Origin of the sequence: Roseateles sp. (assembly GCF_965262435.1) — a bacterium.
Lineage (GTDB): Bacteria > Pseudomonadota > Gammaproteobacteria > Burkholderiales > Burkholderiaceae_C > Paucibacter_A.
In genome coordinates, this window is sequence record NZ_OZ253537.1 from 5,260,742 (window position 1) to 5,277,420 (window position 16,679).

The 16,679-nt window shown below is 65.3% G+C and carries 13 protein-coding genes; 1 reads left to right on the plus strand and 12 read right to left on the minus strand.

What is annotated here, in order from left to right; all coding sequences use genetic code 11:
• Positions 1-114 precede the first annotated feature (114 nt).
• Positions 115-1,755, plus strand: coding sequence for a M20/M25/M40 family metallo-hydrolase (locus ACQY39_RS22585; RefSeq protein WP_428510103.1), 1,641 nt, complete (start codon positions 115-117; stop codon positions 1,753-1,755).
• Between the two features lie 25 nt (positions 1,756-1,780).
• Here ACQY39_RS22585 and ACQY39_RS22590 read toward each other — a convergent pair whose 3' ends face one another.
• From ACQY39_RS22590 to mraY, 12 genes are all read right to left on the minus strand, one after another.
• Positions 1,781-1,966, minus strand: coding sequence for a hypothetical protein (locus ACQY39_RS22590; RefSeq protein ID WP_428510105.1), 186 nt, complete (start codon positions 1,964-1,966; stop codon positions 1,781-1,783).
• Positions 1,967-2,015: 49 nt separating this feature from the next.
• On the minus strand, positions 2,016-2,951 hold the full coding sequence (gene lpxC, locus ACQY39_RS22595) for a UDP-3-O-acyl-N-acetylglucosamine deacetylase (RefSeq protein WP_428510107.1): 936 nt from the start codon (positions 2,949-2,951) through the stop codon (positions 2,016-2,018).
• Positions 2,952-2,968: 17 nt separating this feature from the next.
• Positions 2,969-5,068, minus strand: coding sequence for an ATP-binding protein (locus tag ACQY39_RS22600; protein WP_428510109.1), 2,100 nt, complete (start codon positions 5,066-5,068; stop codon positions 2,969-2,971).
• A 188-nt stretch (positions 5,069-5,256) separates the two neighbouring features.
• On the minus strand, positions 5,257-6,534 hold the full coding sequence (gene ftsZ / locus ACQY39_RS22605) for a cell division protein FtsZ (RefSeq protein WP_428510111.1): 1,278 nt from the start codon (positions 6,532-6,534) through the stop codon (positions 5,257-5,259).
• Between the two features lie 137 nt (positions 6,535-6,671).
• Positions 6,672-7,901, minus strand: coding sequence for a cell division protein FtsA (gene ftsA / locus ACQY39_RS22610; protein ID WP_428510113.1), 1,230 nt, complete (start codon positions 7,899-7,901; stop codon positions 6,672-6,674).
• A 13-nt stretch (positions 7,902-7,914) separates the two neighbouring features.
• A complete protein-coding gene (locus ACQY39_RS22615; RefSeq protein ID WP_428510115.1) occupies positions 7,915-8,787 on the minus strand; it encodes a cell division protein FtsQ/DivIB in 873 nt (290 codons plus the stop codon).
• A gap of 27 nt (positions 8,788-8,814) precedes the next feature.
• The gene (locus tag ACQY39_RS22620; RefSeq protein ID WP_428510117.1) at positions 8,815-9,801 is read right to left on the minus strand and encodes a D-alanine--D-alanine ligase; all 987 of its coding nucleotides are present in this window, start codon (positions 9,799-9,801) and stop codon (positions 8,815-8,817) included.
• Positions 9,802-9,907: 106 nt separating this feature from the next.
• Positions 9,908-11,311 carry a UDP-N-acetylmuramate--L-alanine ligase gene (gene murC / locus ACQY39_RS22625; RefSeq protein ID WP_428510119.1) on the minus strand — a complete coding sequence of 468 codons (1,404 nt, stop codon included), beginning with the start codon at positions 11,309-11,311 and terminating at the stop codon, positions 9,908-9,910.
• Positions 11,308-12,396 carry an undecaprenyldiphospho-muramoylpentapeptide beta-N-acetylglucosaminyltransferase gene (gene murG, locus ACQY39_RS22630; RefSeq protein WP_428510121.1) on the minus strand — a complete coding sequence of 363 codons (1,089 nt, stop codon included), beginning with the start codon at positions 12,394-12,396 and terminating at the stop codon, positions 11,308-11,310. Before murG ends, murC begins: the two co-directional genes overlap by 4 nt.
• Positions 12,393-13,640, minus strand: a complete 1,248-nt coding sequence (gene ftsW / locus ACQY39_RS22635; RefSeq protein ID WP_428510123.1) for a putative lipid II flippase FtsW — start codon at positions 13,638-13,640, stop codon at positions 12,393-12,395. The genes murG and ftsW overlap by 4 nt, the downstream gene beginning before the upstream one ends.
• An 11-nt stretch (positions 13,641-13,651) precedes the next feature.
• Positions 13,652-15,493 (minus strand): UDP-N-acetylmuramoyl-L-alanine--D-glutamate ligase, encoded by a 1,842-nt coding sequence (murD, locus tag ACQY39_RS22640; RefSeq protein WP_428510125.1) that lies wholly within the window; start codon positions 15,491-15,493, stop codon positions 13,652-13,654.
• Positions 15,494-15,497: 4 nt separating this feature from the next.
• Positions 15,498-16,676 (minus strand): phospho-N-acetylmuramoyl-pentapeptide-transferase, encoded by a 1,179-nt coding sequence (gene mraY / locus ACQY39_RS22645; protein WP_428510127.1) that lies wholly within the window; start codon positions 16,674-16,676, stop codon positions 15,498-15,500.
• Positions 16,677-16,679: the final 3 nt, after the last annotated feature.

A 16,679-nucleotide genomic window follows, 5' to 3' on the forward strand; every position in this document is an offset into this window, starting at 1 on the left:
ACCGGCTGGCCGAAGCCGCGGCGAACCCGCGTTCTGAGGCAAGCCCCAAGCGGCACTGGCGCCTGCGCCGGCCGGCGCAGGCTTGCCCCCACACCCCACAAGGAGACCTTGAACATGCCCACCCTGCACTCTCATTCGCGCCCACACGCCTGGCTGGCCCCGGCTCTGGCCGGCCTGCTGGCACTCAGCCCCCTGCTCAGCCCCAGCGCCCTGGCCCAGGCCACAAACGCCAGCAAGCCCGCGGCCAGCAACAAGGTCTGGATCAGCCTGGGCGATGCCGCCTTCAAGGAGCTGCAGCGCGCATATCCTGCCGCGCGCTCCTCGGCCAGCGTCAGTGCATTGGCCTCGGTGAGCGAAGCTGAAAGCAGCGCCACGGGCGCGCGCCCGCCCGAGCGCGTGCATTTGGTCGAGGTGGAGGAAAGCATGCTGGGTGAGCTGTCAGCCGCTGTGCACGACAAATTGCACCGCTGCGGCGGCTTTATGTTCCACGCCAGCCAGGCCGAGGGTCAGCGCAGCCTGAATGCCCTGAGCCGGCCCAAGCAGGCCCTGCTAGCCGCCATCAGACCCAGTTATGTGATTGACCAGCAAGCCCTGGTCATGCCCATGCTGGCGCAGATGCAGGCCAGCAATATCGGCCAGACCATCCTCGACCTCTCGGCCAACACCAACCGCTACTACACGACCAGCGGCGGCACCGCCGCATCGACCTGGCTGAAGAACCGCTGGACCAATCTGGCCGGCGGCCGCAGTGACATCACCGTGGAGCAGTTCACCCATGCCAGCTGGCCGCAGAAGTCGGTCATCCTGACCTTCAAGGGCACGGACAACGCGGCCCAACATGTCGTTCTGGGCGCACACCTGGATTCAATTGCCGGCTCCGCCACCGGCGAAAGCACCCGCGCGCCTGGCGCCGACGACGACGCCTCCGGGGTTGCCAGCCTGACCGAGATCATCCGCACCCTGGTGGCCAATAACTTCAAGCCTCGGCGCACCCTGAAATTCATGGCCTACGCGGCGGAAGAGGTGGGCCTGCGGGGTTCGGCCGAGATCGCACGCAGCTACGCAGCGGCCAACACCAACGTGGTCGGGGTCATGCAACTGGACATGACCAATTACAAGGGCGCCGCGAATGACATCTACATCTTCACCGACTACACCGATGCCGGCCAGAACACCTTTGTCACCAATCTGATCAAGACCTATCTGCCCACGCTCAAGATCGGCACCGACCGCTGCGGCTATGCCTGTTCGGACCATGCCAGCTGGAGCGCCCAGGGCTATTACGCCACCATGCCCTTCGAGGCCTCGTTCTCAACCAGCAACCCGCGCATTCACACCGCCAACGACACCTATGCCAACACGGGCAGCAATGCCGAGCACTCGCTCAAGTTCGCGCGCATGGCCCTGGCCTATGCGGTGGAGTTGGGTGCCGACGGCACAGGCACGCCGCCGCCTGGAGACAAGGTGGAAAACTTCAGCGGCAGCCTGACCAAGAACCAGACCAAAAGCTTCGGCCCCTTCAGGGTCAAGGCCGGCGGCACCTTCAAGGCCAGCACCACCGGCACCGGCGACATCGACTTGTTCGTCAAGAAAGCCACCGTGCCCACGACCGCCAGCTATGACTGCAAGAGCGATGGCAGCACCGCCATCGAGACCTGCAGCATCAGCGCCGCAGCCAACAGCGATGTCTATGTCTTGCTGAAAGGCTATAGCGCCGGCAACTACCAGCTGAAGGTCAGCTACACGCCGCAGTAAGTCACGCGCAGCTGGGGCAGCGGCTTCACAGCATCAGGGCCAGCCGCTCCAGCACCAGCACCGCGAAAAAGCCCAGCGCGGCCAGCAGCGTCCATTTGACGATGAGCAGGCCGCGCTGCCGCCAGACCTTCTGCCCAGTGGCGATGTAGATGGCAAAGCTGACGATGCCGGCAAACATCAGCAGGCCCGCGACGAGGCGAAAGATCATCATGAGCACACTCCTGGCCTGAGCGCCCGCTGCCGCGGCCGCAGGAAACAGATCACCACGCCGGTGCCAGCTGCGCGAAGCCTTGCGGCGCGCGCGCCTCGTCCTCGAAAGTGACCAGCTCGTAGGCCTCAGCATCGGCCAGCAAGGCACGCACCAGCTTGTTGTTCAGGGCATGACCGCCCTTGAACGAGGTGTAGGCGGCCAGCAGCGGATAGCCCGCCACCTGCATATCGCCGATGGCGTCGAGGATCTTGTGCTTGACGAACTCGTCGTCATAACGGAGTCCGTCAGCGTTCAGCACACGGTAGTCATCGACCACGATGGCGTTGTCCATGGAGCCGCCGAGGGTCAGCCCACGCGAGCGCATCAGCTCGATATCGCTGGTCATGCCGAAGGTGCGGGCACGGGCGATTTCCTTTTTGTACTGGCCCGAGCCCATGTCGAAGACATACTGCTGGCCGGTGGCCGACACGGCCGGGTTGTCGAACTCAATCTGGAAGCTCAGGGTGTAGCCGTGGTGCGGCTCCAGACGCGCCCACATCAGGCGCTTGCCCTCGCCCTGGCGCACTTCCACCGCCTTCTTGACGCGCAGGAACTTCTTGGCGGCGTTCTGCTGCTCGATGCCGGCGCTCTGCAGCAGATAGACAAAGCTGGCGGCCGAGCCGTCGAGGATGGGCACCTCGTCGGCATTGATGTCCACGTAAAGATTGTCCAGACCCAGACCGGCGCAGGCCGAGAGCAGGTGCTCGATCGTCTGTACCTTGGGCGCGCCGGGGTCGCCGCCGGGGCTGATGGTGGTGGCCATGCGGGTGTCGCAGACGGTATCGGGGCGCACGGGAATGTCCACCGGTGTGCACAGGTCAACGCGGCGGAAGACGATGCCGGTGTCAGGCGCCGCCGGCCTGAGGGTCAGTTCGACGCGCTGCCCGCTGTGGATGCCCACGCCCACCGCCCGGGTCAAGGCCTTCAGGGTTCTTTGTTTCAGCATGCCTCGATTGTCGGCGATCAGGCCGCGCCTTGCTGAGGCGGGGCCATGGGGCGCTGCACCGGCAGGCGCAGGCTCAGGCGGGTGCCCTGGCCGGGGCTGGACTCGATCTTGAGCGATCCGCCCAAACGCTGCGCCCGGCGCTGCTGGCTCTTCAGGCCGCGGCCGCGCTGGGCGGTGTCGAGATCGAAGCCTTCGCCGTCGTCCTCGACCCGGATCTCGACATAGCTGCCCTGGTTGCGCGTCACCATGCGCACCCGCGAAGCCTTGGCATGCTTGAGCACATTGCTCAGCGCTTCCTGCAAGAGGCGCAGCACATGCAAGGCGTCGGGCGGCTCCAGCCAAGCCAGTGGGGGCAGGTCTTGCACATCCCATTCTAGGCTCAGGCCACCGACCTGCAAACGCTTGCCCAGGCGGTAACGCATGGTGGCCAGCAGCGACACCAGATCATGGCCGACCGGCTCCAGCGAATCGATCACCAGGCGCAAGTCGTCCACGCATTCGCGCAAGACCTCGACCACCTTGTCCTGCTCCATGCGGCCCTGCTCCACCGCCACCATGGCCGAGAGCAGCGAGGAGCCCAGGCCATCGTGCATGTCCTGCATCAGACGCTGGCGCTCCATCAGCAAGGCCTGCTGCCTCTCCGCCTCGCGTAGGCGCTCATGCTGAGCCAGCAGTTCATCGCTTTGCTGCTGCAAGCGTTGCGCCTGGCAGGCATTGAGCTGCTCGACCTCTTCAAGGGCCCCGATATAGCGGCGTTGCACGGCATAGAGAAAGCTGGCGACGATGATCAGGGTCGCATACGGCATCAGATAGATGTGCTCGGGCCAGGCCAAGCCAGCCAGCAAGATCACATCGTGCACCCCCAGCACCAGGCTCAGGGCGAGGCTGATGGCGATCAAACGCAATTCCCGGCTGCCCTCGCGCAGGGCCACGACACCAACGAAAACCGTCCCCAGCACGCTGACCAAGGCATTGAGGGCTTGCTGGAACACCGGGTCGGGCGCCAGGCCGAACAAAGGCAAGGTCAGCAAGCTTCCGGCCAACACTACCAGGGCCACTGCACGCTCCAGGCGCGGGAACGGGCGCCGGGCAAAGCGCAAGGCAAACATGAAGGTCAGCAGCATCACCCAGGACATGGAAGCATGGGTCATCCACCAGAACCACTCCAGGCCCAGTGGCGAGCGCGGCAGGTTGAGGTGGTAGTGCAGATTGCGCAGCAGCCAGGCCACCGAGGCCAGAGCAAACAGCAGATAAGCCGGCTCGCTGCGACGCCTCACCCACAGGGCCAGGGAGAACAAGCCCAGCGTAACCAGGGTCAGGCTGATGGCCTGAGGCGCGCCGATCTGCAGCATCCAGCGCTGGCGCGGCAGGCTCTCCAAGTCCTCCCGGGCGCCCAACCAGACGGTGGACACCGAGAAAAAGCTCCCGTGCAGAACCGGCACGGCCACCACCAACTCGATGCTGCGATTCTGGTGCAGCTCGGTCAGCGCCGGCGGAAACAAGGCCCAGAGCGGCCGCACCCATTGCTCCCGCGCACCGTACTGGTTGTCAAAGACCTGACGCCAGCCTTCATCGGTCTTGACGAGCACGGCGGCCGACATGGCCGACAAGCGCGGCATGTACAGCGCCACACTGGTCGGCCAGCGTCCCTGGGGTGGCGCGTAGCGCAAGCGATACCAGCGCATTTCATAACTGCGAGCCTGGCCGGCAGGAACAGAAGCACTCGCGTGGGACACCCGTGGCCTGACATCAGGCAGGCTGACCGTGGACCAGGCGGCCGCGTCGGCCGGCGGCTGCAAGCGCGCCGGCAGGATGCCATGCGTGCCTTCCATCGAGCGCAGCGCCGCCCACCAGGCATCGAGATCTTCACGGTTCCAGACGCTGATCGCGCGGTCGGCGCTGAATGCCTGCTCGCCATTGTTCTTCGCAGGCAGATCCTTCAAGGCCAGGGCCTGCATCTGCACCTGGGCTAGGGACTGCGACTGGCCTTGCGCATGCACAACAGCCGGCCCCGCGAGCAGCAACAAAGCGGCCATCCAGGCCAAGGCTGCCACGCCCGACACCCAGCCAAAGCCCCGAAGAGCTCCGATCCATGCTGCTCGAAAAATGTCGCTCATGCCTTGCTGTGCCCTGCCCGCTGCGGCCCAAAGCAGGAGCATGCCACAGGCGCAAGGACTGACTCTCTTGGGTCGAGCACCGCATCAAGGGCAGCGCGCGCCTGAGCATGCACTGCCGCAACAAAAACGGACCCCGCAGGGTCCGTTTTCTGGTTCGAGCAACAGGGCCCGATATTCGCCGAGTTCGCTCAGTCCGCTTGCTTGCGCAAGAAGGCCGGGATCTCGATCTCGTCCATGCCGTTCGAGGACAGGGCCTCGACCTTGGTGGCGGCCGCGGTACGGCCGTGGCGCCAGACGCTGTGCGAGGCACCCAGATCAGCACCGAGACCCGAGGCCACGCCGCTGCTGACACCGCCCATGCCGCCCAGGCCCAGACCGCCGGCTTGCGCCACCGTCGTGCCGGCCTGCATCTTGACGTGGTCGGTCAGGACCGGCACGTCATAGGTGCCCGTGCGCAGCTGCGTCTGCACCTGCTGCTGCACCACCTGCAAGGGCGCTTGCTGACGCGCACGCTGCGAAGACAGGCCGGTGGCGATGACCGTCACCCGCAGGGCATCGCCCAAGGATTCGTCATAAGCCGTGCCGTAGATGACATGTGCGTCTTCCGAGGCGTAACGCTTGATGGCGTTCATCGCGTTGCGGGATTCACTCAGCTTGAAGTTGGCGCGGCTGGCCGCGATCAGCACCAGAACGCCACGGGCGCCGGACAGATCGATGCCTTCCAGCAGCGGGCAAGCGACAGCCGCTTCCGCCGCCTTGGCGGCGCGGTCCGGACCACTGGCTTGCGCCGTGCCCATCATGGCCTTGCCGGGCTCGCTCATCACCGTCTTGACGTCTTCGAAGTCGACGTTGACCAAGCCGGGGATGTGAATGATGTCGGAAATGCCGCCAACAGCATTCTTCAGCACGTCATTGGCATGCGCAAAGGCCTGATCCTGCGTGACATCATCACCCAGCACATCCAGCAGCTTGTCGTTCAGCACGACGATCAGCGAGTCGACATTGGCTTCGAGTTCGGCCAAGCCAGCATCGGCAGCCTTGGAGCGACGGCCACCTTCGAATTCGAAAGGCTTGGTCACCACACCGACGGTGAGGATGCCCATGTCCTTGGCCACGCGGGCGATGACTGGTGCCGCACCGGTGCCGGTGCCGCCGCCCATGCCGGCGGTGATGAAGAGCATGTGCGCGCCCTGGATGGACTCGCGGATGCGCGCTTCAGCCTCTTCCGCCGCGGCCTTGCCCATTTCAGGCTTGGCGCCAGCGCCGAGGCCGGTGCTGCCCAGCTGCAAGAGCTGGTCCGCCTTGGATCGGTTCAGGGCTTGAGCATCGGTGTTGGCGCAGATGAATTCCACACCCATCACGCCCTGCGCGATCATGTGGTCCACCGCGTTGCCGCCGCCGCCGCCAACACCAATCACCTTGATTTGGGTGCCTTGGTCAAACTCTTCGATCATCTCGATCGCCATAATCAATTCTCCTTGAGCAATTGTGCCGCCGCTAAGCCCGAAAAACTATAGGGATGACCCTTTTTTTCACGCGCTGCCGTTGTTTTCCGACAGTTAAACCAGTACCGCCTTACCCATCCGGTAAGCAGATGTGAATTTCAGAAGTTACCCAGGAACCAATCCTTGGCCCGGCCGAACAAGGTTTTCATGGAACCGGCTTGTTGCGCCGCCTTCAAACCCCGGGTGCGCGACAACCGCGCCTCTTCCAGCAAACCCATGACCGTGGCCGAACGCGGGTTCGAAACCATGTCGAACAAAGCACCGCTATAGGTCGGGTTGCCGCGGCGCACGGGTTTCAGGAATATGTCCTCGGCGAGTTCCACCATACCGGGCATCACCGCTGATCCGCCGGTCAGGACAATCCCCGAAGACAACAGTTCCTCATACCCACTTTCGCGGATGACTTGATTCACCAGCGAGAATATTTCCTCGACTCTGGGTTCAATAACGCCGGCAAGTGCTTGTTTTGAAAGCATTCGAGGCGCGCGATCGCCCAAACCGGGCACTTCGACTTGGTCGGCCGGGTCGGCCAGCATTTGTTTGGCGACGCCATATTCGACCTTGATTTCCTCGGCATCCTTGGTCGGCGTGCGCAGGGCCATGGCGATATCGCTGGTGATCAGATCACCAGCAATGGGGATGACGGCGGTATGGCGGATCGAGCCGCCGGTGAAGATCGCCACATCGGTGGTGCCGGCGCCGATGTCGACCAGGGCGACGCCGAGATCGCGCTCGTCGGCGGTCAAGGCAGCCAGGCTGGAGGCGCTGGAATTCAAAACCAGTTGGTCGACTTCCAGGCCGCAGCGGCGCACGCACTTGACGATGTTTTCCGCCGCACTTTGCGCGCCGGTGACAATATGGACCTTCACTTCCAGACGGCCGCCGCTCATGCCGATCGGTTCCTTGACCTCATGGCCGTCAATCACGAATTCCTGCGGCTCCACCAGCAGCAGGCGCTGGTCGTTGGGAATATTGATGGCTTTGGCGGTTTCCACGACCCGGGCGACATCGACCGGTGTCACTTCCTTGTCGCGCACGATGACCATGCCGGTGGAATTCTGGCCGCGGATATGGCTGCCGGTGATGCCGGTGTAAACCCGGGAAATCTTGCAGTCGGCCATCATTTCGGCCTCTTTCAAGGCCTGCTGGATCGATTGCACGGTGGCGTCAATATTGACTACCACACCGCGTTTCAAACCATTCGAGCTGGCCACGCCGAGGCCGGCGATGCGCAATTCACCATTGCCCAGCACCTCGGCCACCACGGCCATGATCTTGGCCGTGCCGATATCGAGCCCAACGACCAAATCCTTGTATTCCTTGGCCATGCTTGTTCTTCCTTCAGTTTCTTATGGTTCCCGCGCTGGCGGGTTTGGCCGGCTTGGCCGCGGGTTTGTTGGTTTTGACCGGCTTGGCGACCGTGCCAATGCCTTGCAGACGCAGGGCATAACCATCGGCATGGCGCAAATCCGCCGACAGCAGTGGCGCCTGATAGCGTGAGGTGATCTGGGTCACTGTGCGAAGCAGTTGCCCGTAGCGCTCCAGCACCTCGTCCTCGCTGCCGCGGCCGAGTTCCACGACGGCGCCTTTTTCAAGATTGATGCGCCAGGAGCCGCGACCCGAGAGATCCAGGCGTTCGACCCGCTCGTCCAGACTGCGACTGGCTTGCTGCAGGCGCTGCCACATGCTCAGCATGGCGCTCGCTGTGCCTGCCGGACCGGCCAACACGGGCAGGTTTTCATCTTCGACATCGCCGAGATTGGCCTGAAACACCTCGCCGAAGCTGTTGACCAGGCGCCGCTCCACCGTCGCGTCGCTTTGGGCGTCGGCACCTTCCGCCTTGGTTTCCCAGTAAGCGGCCGGCCGGTGCTCCTCGAGCCGGACCTTGAGCTGGTTCGGCCAGACCCGCTGCACCACCGCGCTGCGCACCCAAGGCACGGCCTCGAAAGCCTCGCGCCCCTGCTGCAAGCTCATGCTCAGAAAGGAACCCGACAGGCCCGGCAGCGCATTGGCGCGCAAGGACGCGGCGCTGTTGCGCGCAACATCGCCTTCCACCTGAATGGCACGAATGGCAAACACCGGCTGGCGCGAGACCCAGCGCAGGCTGAGCCCAGCCGCCAGCAGGAATGCACCCGCGAGCAGCAAGGCCGTCACCGCATTCATCAGGCGGATGTCGGGCGGCAAGCTGCTGCTGAGGGTGGCGGAGGCGCGCATGGTTTTTTGTTTGGAGCCCGGGCTCGGTCAGGCCTGCTTGGCCGGCACCTGGCCGTCCAGACGCGCCTGGGACAGCACCCACATGCACAGCTGCTCGTAAGAGATGCCAGCAGCCTTGGCCGAAATCGGCACCAGGGAATGCGAGGTCATGCCCGGCGAGGTGTTCATTTCAAGCAAGAAGGGCTTGTTGTCCCGCTTGCGCAGCATCACGTCAGCGCGCGCCCAGCCGCGGCAGCCCAGCGAGCGGTAAGCGGCCAGGGTCAACTCACGCACCTCGCGCTCGAGCTCAATGCCCAGGGTGTCGGTCAGGTAGCGGGTGGTGTCGGTGAAGTACTTGTTCTGGTAGTCGTAGTTGCCGCCGACGGCTTCGATCTGCACCACCGGCAGAGCCACGGCGGTGTCGCCCTCGCCCAGCACCGGGCAGGTGAGCTCGGGGCCGTCGATGAATTCCTCGCAAAGGATCTCGTCGTCGTAGCGCGCGGCCAGCTCAACCGCCTCTTGCATCTGCGAATAGCCTTCGACCTTGCTGATGCCGATGGTCGAGCCCTCGTGCGGCGGCTTGACGAAGACCGGCAGGCCCAGTTGGTCCGGGATGGCCATGCAGTTCTCGCGGCTGATGGCGCTCTTCTTGAGCTTGACATAGCGCGGCGTGGCCAGGCCATCGGCCAGCCACAGGCGCTTGGTCATGATCTTGTCGATGGCAATGCTGGAGGCCATCACACCCGAGCCGGTGTAGGGAATGCCCAGCAGTTCCAGCGCACCTTGGACCGTGCCGTCTTCGCCGTGACGGCCATGCAGGGCGATGAAGCAGCGGTCGAAGCCCTCGTCCTTGAGCACTTGCAGCGGCCGCTCGGAAGGGTCGAAGCCATGCGCATCCACGCCTTGCCCGCGCAAGGCCTTGAGCACGCCCGGACCCGACATGGTCAGCGAAACCTCGCGCTCGGCCGAGTCGCCGCCCATCAGCACGGCCACCTTGCCTAGCGATTTCGGATCGATATTCAGATCCAGTTTCATGACAGCCCCTCGTTCGCCGAGTACGTCGAACGATCCCCCAAGGGGATGCGGTCCGGCTTGGGAGCGGCCCGGCGCTCGGCCCGCCCCACTTGTGTCAGCAGTGCGTTCACTCTTGGACACCCTTCAGAAAAGTCACGGTTTGTGCCGGCACGGCACCGATGGAGCCAGCGCCCATCACGATCACAACGTCGTCGGCACGCGCCGCCGCGGCAATGGCCTGCGGCAGGGCGGCGACGTCGTCGACAAAACTCACCTCGGCCAGCGAGGTCTTCTCCAGCGAGGCGAGCAGCGCGCGGCCATCGGCGCCGGCGATCACGCCCTCACCGGCGGCGTACACCTCGGTCAGCAGCACGGCGTCGAAGCCGGCGATCACGCGCACGAACTCGGCAAAGCAGTCGCGCGTGCGGGTGTAGCGGTGAGGCTGGAAGGCCAGCACCAGGCGGCGGCCCGGGAAGGCGCCGCGCGCGGCTGCCAACACTGCCGCCATCTCCACCGGATGGTGGCCGTAGTCATCGACCAGGCTGAATTGGCCACCACCCGCCGCCGGCAGCTCGCCGTAGCGCTGGAAGCGCCGGCCCACGCCACCGAACTTGGCCAGCGCGGCCAGCACCGGCGCGTCAGGCAACTCCAGCTCGTCGGCCACGGCGATCGCGGCCAGTGCATTCAAGACGTTGTGCCGACCTGCCAAATTCAACACCACCGGCAGATCGGGTCGGCCCTGGCGCTGCACAGTGAAGCGCATGCCGCCACCCGACAGGGCTTGCATATCGACCGCGCGCACATCGAGGTCTTCGTCGAAGCCGTAGGTCACCACCGGGCGCGAAAGCAGCGGCAGGATGGAGCGCACGCCGGCATCGTCGGCGCACATCACCGCCGCGCCGTAGAAAGGCATGCGGTGCAGGAAATCGACAAAGGCCAGCTTCAGGCGGGCGAAATCATGGCCGTAGGTGTCCATGTGGTCGGCGTCGATATTGGTGACGACGGCCAGCATGGGCAGCAGCTTGAGGAAGGAGGCATCGGACTCGTCGGCTTCGACGACGATGAACTCGCCCCGCCCCAGACGCGAGTTGGCGCCGGCGCTGGCCAGCTTGCCGCCGATCACAAAGCTCGGGTCCTGGCCGGCCTCGATCAACACATCGGTGACCAGGGAGGTGGTCGTGGTCTTGCCATGGGTGCCGGCGATGGCGATGCCTTTTTGCTGGCGCATCAGCTCGGCCAGCATGACGGCGCGCTGCACCACCGGGATGTGGCGCGCGCGGGCGGCCAGCACCTCGGGGTTGTCGGCGCGCACGGCCGTGGAGGTGACCACCACCTGGGCATCGCCGATGTGCTCGGCCGCATGACCGATCTGCACGCGCAGGCCCAGGCTGGCCAGGCGCTGCAAGGTGGCGCTGTCGGACTGGTCCGAGCCCGAGACGCGGTAGCCCTGGGCTTGCAGGATCTCGGCAATGCCGCTCATGCCGGCGCCGCCGATGCCCACGAAGTGAATGCGTTGCAAGGCGTGTTTCATGAGCGGGCACCTGTCATCTTTTCAATCTCATCGGCCACCCGCGAGGCGGCGCGCGGCCGGGCCAGCGTCCGGGCCTTGTCGGCCATGGCCAGCAAATGCTCTCGGTCCATGCCTTGCAGCAATTGCTTCAGCCCTTCGGCCGTCATCTCTTCTTGCGGCAGGTGCACGGCCGCGCCATGCTGGGCCATGAAACGGGCGTTGTCGCGCTGATGCGAGGTGGTGCTCACCACCAGCGGCACCAGCACCGAGGCCAGGCCGGCGGCGCAGATTTCGCTGACCGTCACCGCACCGGCGCGGCACAGCATCACATCGGCCGCGCCCAGCTCGGCCGCCATGTCATCGATGAAGGGCCGGATGTCGGCCTGCACACCGGCCGCCTTGTAGGCCGCCTGCACTGCGGCCAGATTGGCCTGGCCGGTCTGATGGACCACTTGCGGGCGGGGCTGATCGGCAGGCCACAGAGCCAGGGCTTTAGGCAGCAGATCATTGATGGCGCGCGCGCCCAAGGAGCCGCCCACCACCAGCACACGCAGCGGGCCGCTGCGGCCGGCATAGCGCTGGGCCGGCGGCGCCAGGGCTTCGATCTCGGCGCGCACCGGGTTGCCGGTGACCACGGCCTTGCTGGTCGAGGCCGCAGCCGCGCCGTCGAAACCGAAGGCAATGGTCTGTGCCATGGGCTTGAGGCTCTGGTTGCTCAGCAGCATGGCCGCATCGGCATTGACCAGCATCAGCGGCCGGCGCATCAACCAAGCCATCAAGCCACCGGGGAAGCAGACATAACCGCCCATGCCCAGCACCGCATCAGCGCTGCGCGTCACGAACACCTGACGACTCTGCACAAAAGCCTGTGCCAGCTTGAACACACCCTTGACTGAGTGCAGCAGCCCCTTGCCGCGCAGGCCGGCAAAGGCCAGGCGATCGAGGGGGATGCCCGTGGGCGGCACCAGCTTGTTTTCCATGCCGAGCTCGGTGCCCATCCAGCTGACGCTCCAGCCGCGGCGCTTCATCTCCTCGGCCACGGCCAGGCCCGGGATGATGTGGCCGCCGGTGCCGGCCGCCATGATGACGAGGTGCTTTGTACTCATGCTCGGCCTCCGCGCATGAGCTGCCTATTCTCGATGTCTATCCGCAGCACGATGGCCAAGGCCACGCAGTTCATCAAGATGGCAGAACCGCCAAAGCTCATCAGTGGCAAGGTCAGGCCCTTGGTCGGCAGCGCGCCCAGGTTCACGCCCATATTGATGAAGGCCTGGCCGCCCACCCAGATGCCGATGCCTTGCGCATAAAGGCCGGCGAACACGCGGTCCAGGGCGATGGCCTGGCGGCCGATATGAAAGAGCCGGCGCGAAAGCCAGAAGAAAGCAATGATGACCAGTGCCACGCCGACAAAGCCCAGCTCTTCGCCGATCACGGCGAGCAGAAAGTCGGTGTGCGCCTCGGGCAGGTAGTGCAGCTTTTCGACACTGCTGCCCAGGCCCTGGCCCAGCCATTCGCCGCGGCCCAGTGCGATCAGGGAATGCGTCAGCTGGTAGGCCTTGCCCTGGGCGTACTTCTCGTCCCAGGGGTTGAGGTAGGCAAAGATGCGCTCGCGGCGGAACTCGCTGAAGGTGATCATCAGCACAAAGGCGCCGACCAGCACGGCCACGATCAGGAAAAACATGCGGCCGTTGACGCCGCCCAGGAACAAGATGCCCATGGCGATAGCCGCGATCACCATGAAGGCACCCATGTCCGGCTCGGCCAGCAGCAGCACGCCGACGATGGCCAGCGACACGGCCATGGGCCAGACGGCCTGGAAGAAGTTCTCCTTCACATCCATCTTGCGCATCATGTAACTGGCCGCGTACATGGCAATCGCCATCTTGGCCAGTTCCGAGGGCTGGAAGTTCATCACGCCCAGCGGAATCCAGCGCCGCGCACCATAAACCACCTTGCCCACGCCGGGGATCAGTACCGCCACCAGCAAGACCAGGGCCAACACAAACATCCAAGGGGCAAAGCGCTCCCAAGTGGACACCGGCACCTGCACCGTGATCAAGGCTGCGACCAAGCCGAAGGAGATCGCCACGATGTGGCGGGTCAGGAAATGGGTGGGCAGGTATTTGGCAAAACGTGGGTTATCCGGCATGGCGATGGAGGCGGAATACACCATCACCAGGCCCAGGCCCATCAAGGCCAGCACCACCCAGACCAGGGTGGCATCGAAACCGCTGAGCTTGGTCGGCTGGCCGGCCGACACACTGACCCAATCGCGCACCGGCACGCTCTCGGCCCCGCCCTTGCTGCCGGCCCACAGCGCACGCAGGCGCTCGGTCCAGGACTGGATCATGGTGGAGAAGCTCACAGGCTCAAGCCCCGGTCTTCGGCCAGCTGCTGCACGGCGGCCACAAAGACCTCGGCGCGGTGGGCGTAGTTGCGGAACATGTCCAGGCTGGCACAGGCCGGGCTCAGCAGCACACTGTCGCCACTCTGCGCTTGTGCCTGGCACCAGGCCGTGGCGGCTTCTAAGCTTTCATGCGCTTGCAGAGGCACACCGCAATCGGCCAGGGCGGCAGCGATCTGCGGGCCGTCGCGGCCGATCAAGGCCACGGCGCGGGCATGGCGAGCCACGCCGGCGGCCAGGGGGCTGAAATCCTGGCCCTTGCCGTCGCCGCCGAGGATCAAGACCAGCTTGGCCGGCGCACGGTCGGCACCCAGGCCGGTGATCGCCGCCACGGTGGCGCCGACATTGGTGCCCTTGGAATCGTCGTAGAAATCCACGCCTTCGATCGAGGCCACATGCTCGACGCGGTGCGGTTCGCCGCGGTATTCGCGCAGGCCGTGCAACATGGGCGCCAACGCGCAGCCGGCGGCGCTGGCCAGGGCCAGGGCGGCCAGTGCATTGGCGGCGTTATGGCGGCCGCGCACGCGCAGGGCATCGGCGGGCATCAGGCGCTGCAGGGTGATCTCCTCCTCGTCCTCGCCCTTTTTCCGTTTCAGGGTTTCGTCTTGCTCGCGGGCGCGCACCAGCCAGGCCATGCCGCCCTCTTCCACGAGACCGAAGTCGCCCGGGCGGTCCGGCGCATCCAGGCCGAAGCGGGTCACGGCGCGCTGCACCGATTTGGCAGCGCGGCCGCGGCCTTGCTTGACCATCACGGCGGCAGGCACCAGGCCTTCGACCACCGGGTCGTCGCGGTTGATGACCATCAGCCCGTTCTGACCGAAGACGAACGCCTTGGCCCGGGTGTAGGCGGCCATATCGCCATGCCAGTCCAGATGGTCTTGCGTGAGATTGAGCACCGCGCCGGCCGTGGGCTCGAAGCCCTGCACACCGTCGAGCTGAAAGCTGGACAGCTCCAGCACCCAGACCTCGGGCAGGTGCTCGAAGACCGGGCCCTTGGGCGGCGGCGGCTTGATGGGCAGGGGCGCCTCGTCGAGCAGGGCTTCGACCATGTCCAGGGTGCTGACAGCTTCTGCAGTGTCCGCACTCGCGGCTGCTGGCACGGCGTCGACCGGCACGGGTTCAGATGTTTCAAGTTCAGCCGAAGGCTCGATGGCCGGCTCGGCCGAGGCCTCCACCGCTTCCGTCGCAGCTTCGGGAGCAGCAGCTTCATCGGCCACCGGACTTGGCGCCTCGGCCTCAGCTGCAAGCTCCAGCGCCGCTTCTTCCGGCAGCACCGGTGCCGGCTCCAGATCCAGGGCCGCGCCCAGGGTCGTCAGCATGCTGGGGCCGATATTGCCGGCCACGGCCACGCGCTTGCCGGCACGTTCGGCCAGCAAGGCCGTCATGCAGGTGGTGGTGGTCTTGCCATTGGTGCCGGTGATGGCCAGCACGGCCGGCGCATAGCCACGCTCGGCCTTGAGATCGGCCAGGGCGCGGGCGAAGAGATCGAGCTCGCCTTGCACCGGCACGCCGGTCTGGCGCGCCTGGTTCAGCAGCGGCTGCAGGCGGGCATCCAGGGGCGACAGGCCCGGGCTCTTGAGCACCAGCTGCACGCCGATCAGCTCGTCGGCCGACAAGTCGCCGCTGAAGAAACGGGCGGCCGGCACCTGCTCGGCCAGGGCCGCAGCCTGCGGCGGCTGCGGGCGCGAGTCCCACACCGCAATGCGCTCTGCGCCGTGGCGCGCCACCCAGGCGGCCATGGCCAGGCCGGAGTCACCGAGACCCAGAATCAGCACGCGCAAGCCTTGAAGATGCTTCATGGCGTCAGCGCAGTTTCAAGCTGGCCAGGCCGACCAGGCACAGCAGCATGGTGATGATCCAGAAGCGCACGACCACCTGCGTTTCCTTCCAGCCGGACTTCTCGAAGTGGTGGTGCAGCGGCGCCATCTTGAAGATGCGCCGGCCCTCGCCGTACTTCTTCTTGGTGTACTTGAACCAGGTCACTTGCAGCATGACCGAGAGCACCTCGGCCACGAACACACCGCCCATGATGCCCAGCACGATTTCCTGGCGCGTGATCACGGCCAGGGTGCCCAGCGCACCGCCCAGGGACAGCGCGCCCACATCGCCCATAAAGACCTGGGCCGGGTAGGCGTTGAACCAGAGGAAGGCAAGACCTGCCCCCGCCATGGCCGCGCAGAAGATCAGCAGCTCGCCGGCGCCCGGGATGTAGGGCAGCAGCAGGTATTTGGAAAACACCGAGGAGCCGGTCAGGTAGGCGAAGAGACCCAAGGCCGAGCCCACCAGCACGACCGGCATGATGGCCAGGCCATCGAGCCCATCAGTGAAGTTGACCGCATTGCTGCAGCCGACGATGACAAAGAATGACAGCGCGATGAAACCGAACACGCCCAGCGGGTAGCTGACCGTCTTGAAGAAGGGCACGATCAGGTCGGCCTTGGGTGGCAGGTCGGTCGAGAAGCCGCTGCTGATCCAGCGGAAGAACAGCTGCACCACGCCCAGGAAGGAGGTCTCGGACACGCTGAAGGCCAGGTAGAGCGCAGCCACCAGGCCGATCAGCGATTGCCAGAAGAACTTCTCGCGGCTGCGCATGCCCTCGGGGTTCTTGTCCACCACCTTGCGCCAGTCATCGACCCAGCCCACGGCGCCAAAGCCCATGGTCACCAACATCACCACCCAGACAAAGCGGTTGCTCCAGTCGAACCACAGCAGGGTCGAGACGCCGATGCCGATCAGGATCAGCACACCGCCCATGGTGGGCGTGCCGTTCTTGGCCAGATGCTGCTGGATGCCGTACTCACGGATGGGCTGGCCGATCTTCATCTCGGTCAGGCGGCGGATCACCCAGGGGCCGAAGGCCAGGCCGATCAGCAGCGCCGTCATGGCGGCCATCACGGCACGGAAGGTGATGTACTGGAACAGGCGCAAAAAGCCCAGATCCGGGTAAAGGCCTTGCAGCCATTGAGCCAGGGTCAGCAGCATGTC

Coding starts and splice junctions, on each gene's coding strand:
- murC (WP_428510119.1), bottom strand. CDS start 11,311: ATGAAACACGCCTTGCAACGCATTCACTTCGTGGGCATCGGCGGCGCC.
- ACQY39_RS22585 (WP_428510103.1), top strand. CDS start 115: ATGCCCACCCTGCACTCTCATTCGCGCCCACACGCCTGGCTGGCCCCG.
- murG (WP_428510121.1), bottom strand. CDS start 12,396: ATGAGTACAAAGCACCTCGTCATCATGGCGGCCGGCACCGGCGGCCAC.
- ACQY39_RS22590 (WP_428510105.1), bottom strand. CDS start 1,966: ATGATGATCTTTCGCCTCGTCGCGGGCCTGCTGATGTTTGCCGGCATC.
- ACQY39_RS22615 (WP_428510115.1), bottom strand. CDS start 8,787: ATGCGCGCCTCCGCCACCCTCAGCAGCAGCTTGCCGCCCGACATCCGC.
- murD (WP_428510125.1), bottom strand. CDS start 15,493: ATGAAGCATCTTCAAGGCTTGCGCGTGCTGATTCTGGGTCTCGGTGAC.
- mraY (WP_428510127.1), bottom strand. CDS start 16,676: ATGCTGCTGACCCTGGCTCAATGGCTGCAAGGCCTTTACCCGGATCTG.
- ACQY39_RS22600 (WP_428510109.1), bottom strand. CDS start 5,068: ATGAGCGACATTTTTCGAGCAGCATGGATCGGAGCTCTTCGGGGCTTT.
- ACQY39_RS22620 (WP_428510117.1), bottom strand. CDS start 9,801: ATGAAACTGGATCTGAATATCGATCCGAAATCGCTAGGCAAGGTGGCC.
- ftsZ (WP_428510111.1), bottom strand. CDS start 6,534: ATGGCGATCGAGATGATCGAAGAGTTTGACCAAGGCACCCAAATCAAG.
- ftsW (WP_428510123.1), bottom strand. CDS start 13,640: ATGATCCAGTCCTGGACCGAGCGCCTGCGTGCGCTGTGGGCCGGCAGC.
- lpxC (WP_428510107.1), bottom strand. CDS start 2,951: ATGCTGAAACAAAGAACCCTGAAGGCCTTGACCCGGGCGGTGGGCGTG.
- ftsA (WP_428510113.1), bottom strand. CDS start 7,901: ATGGCCAAGGAATACAAGGATTTGGTCGTTGGGCTCGATATCGGCACG.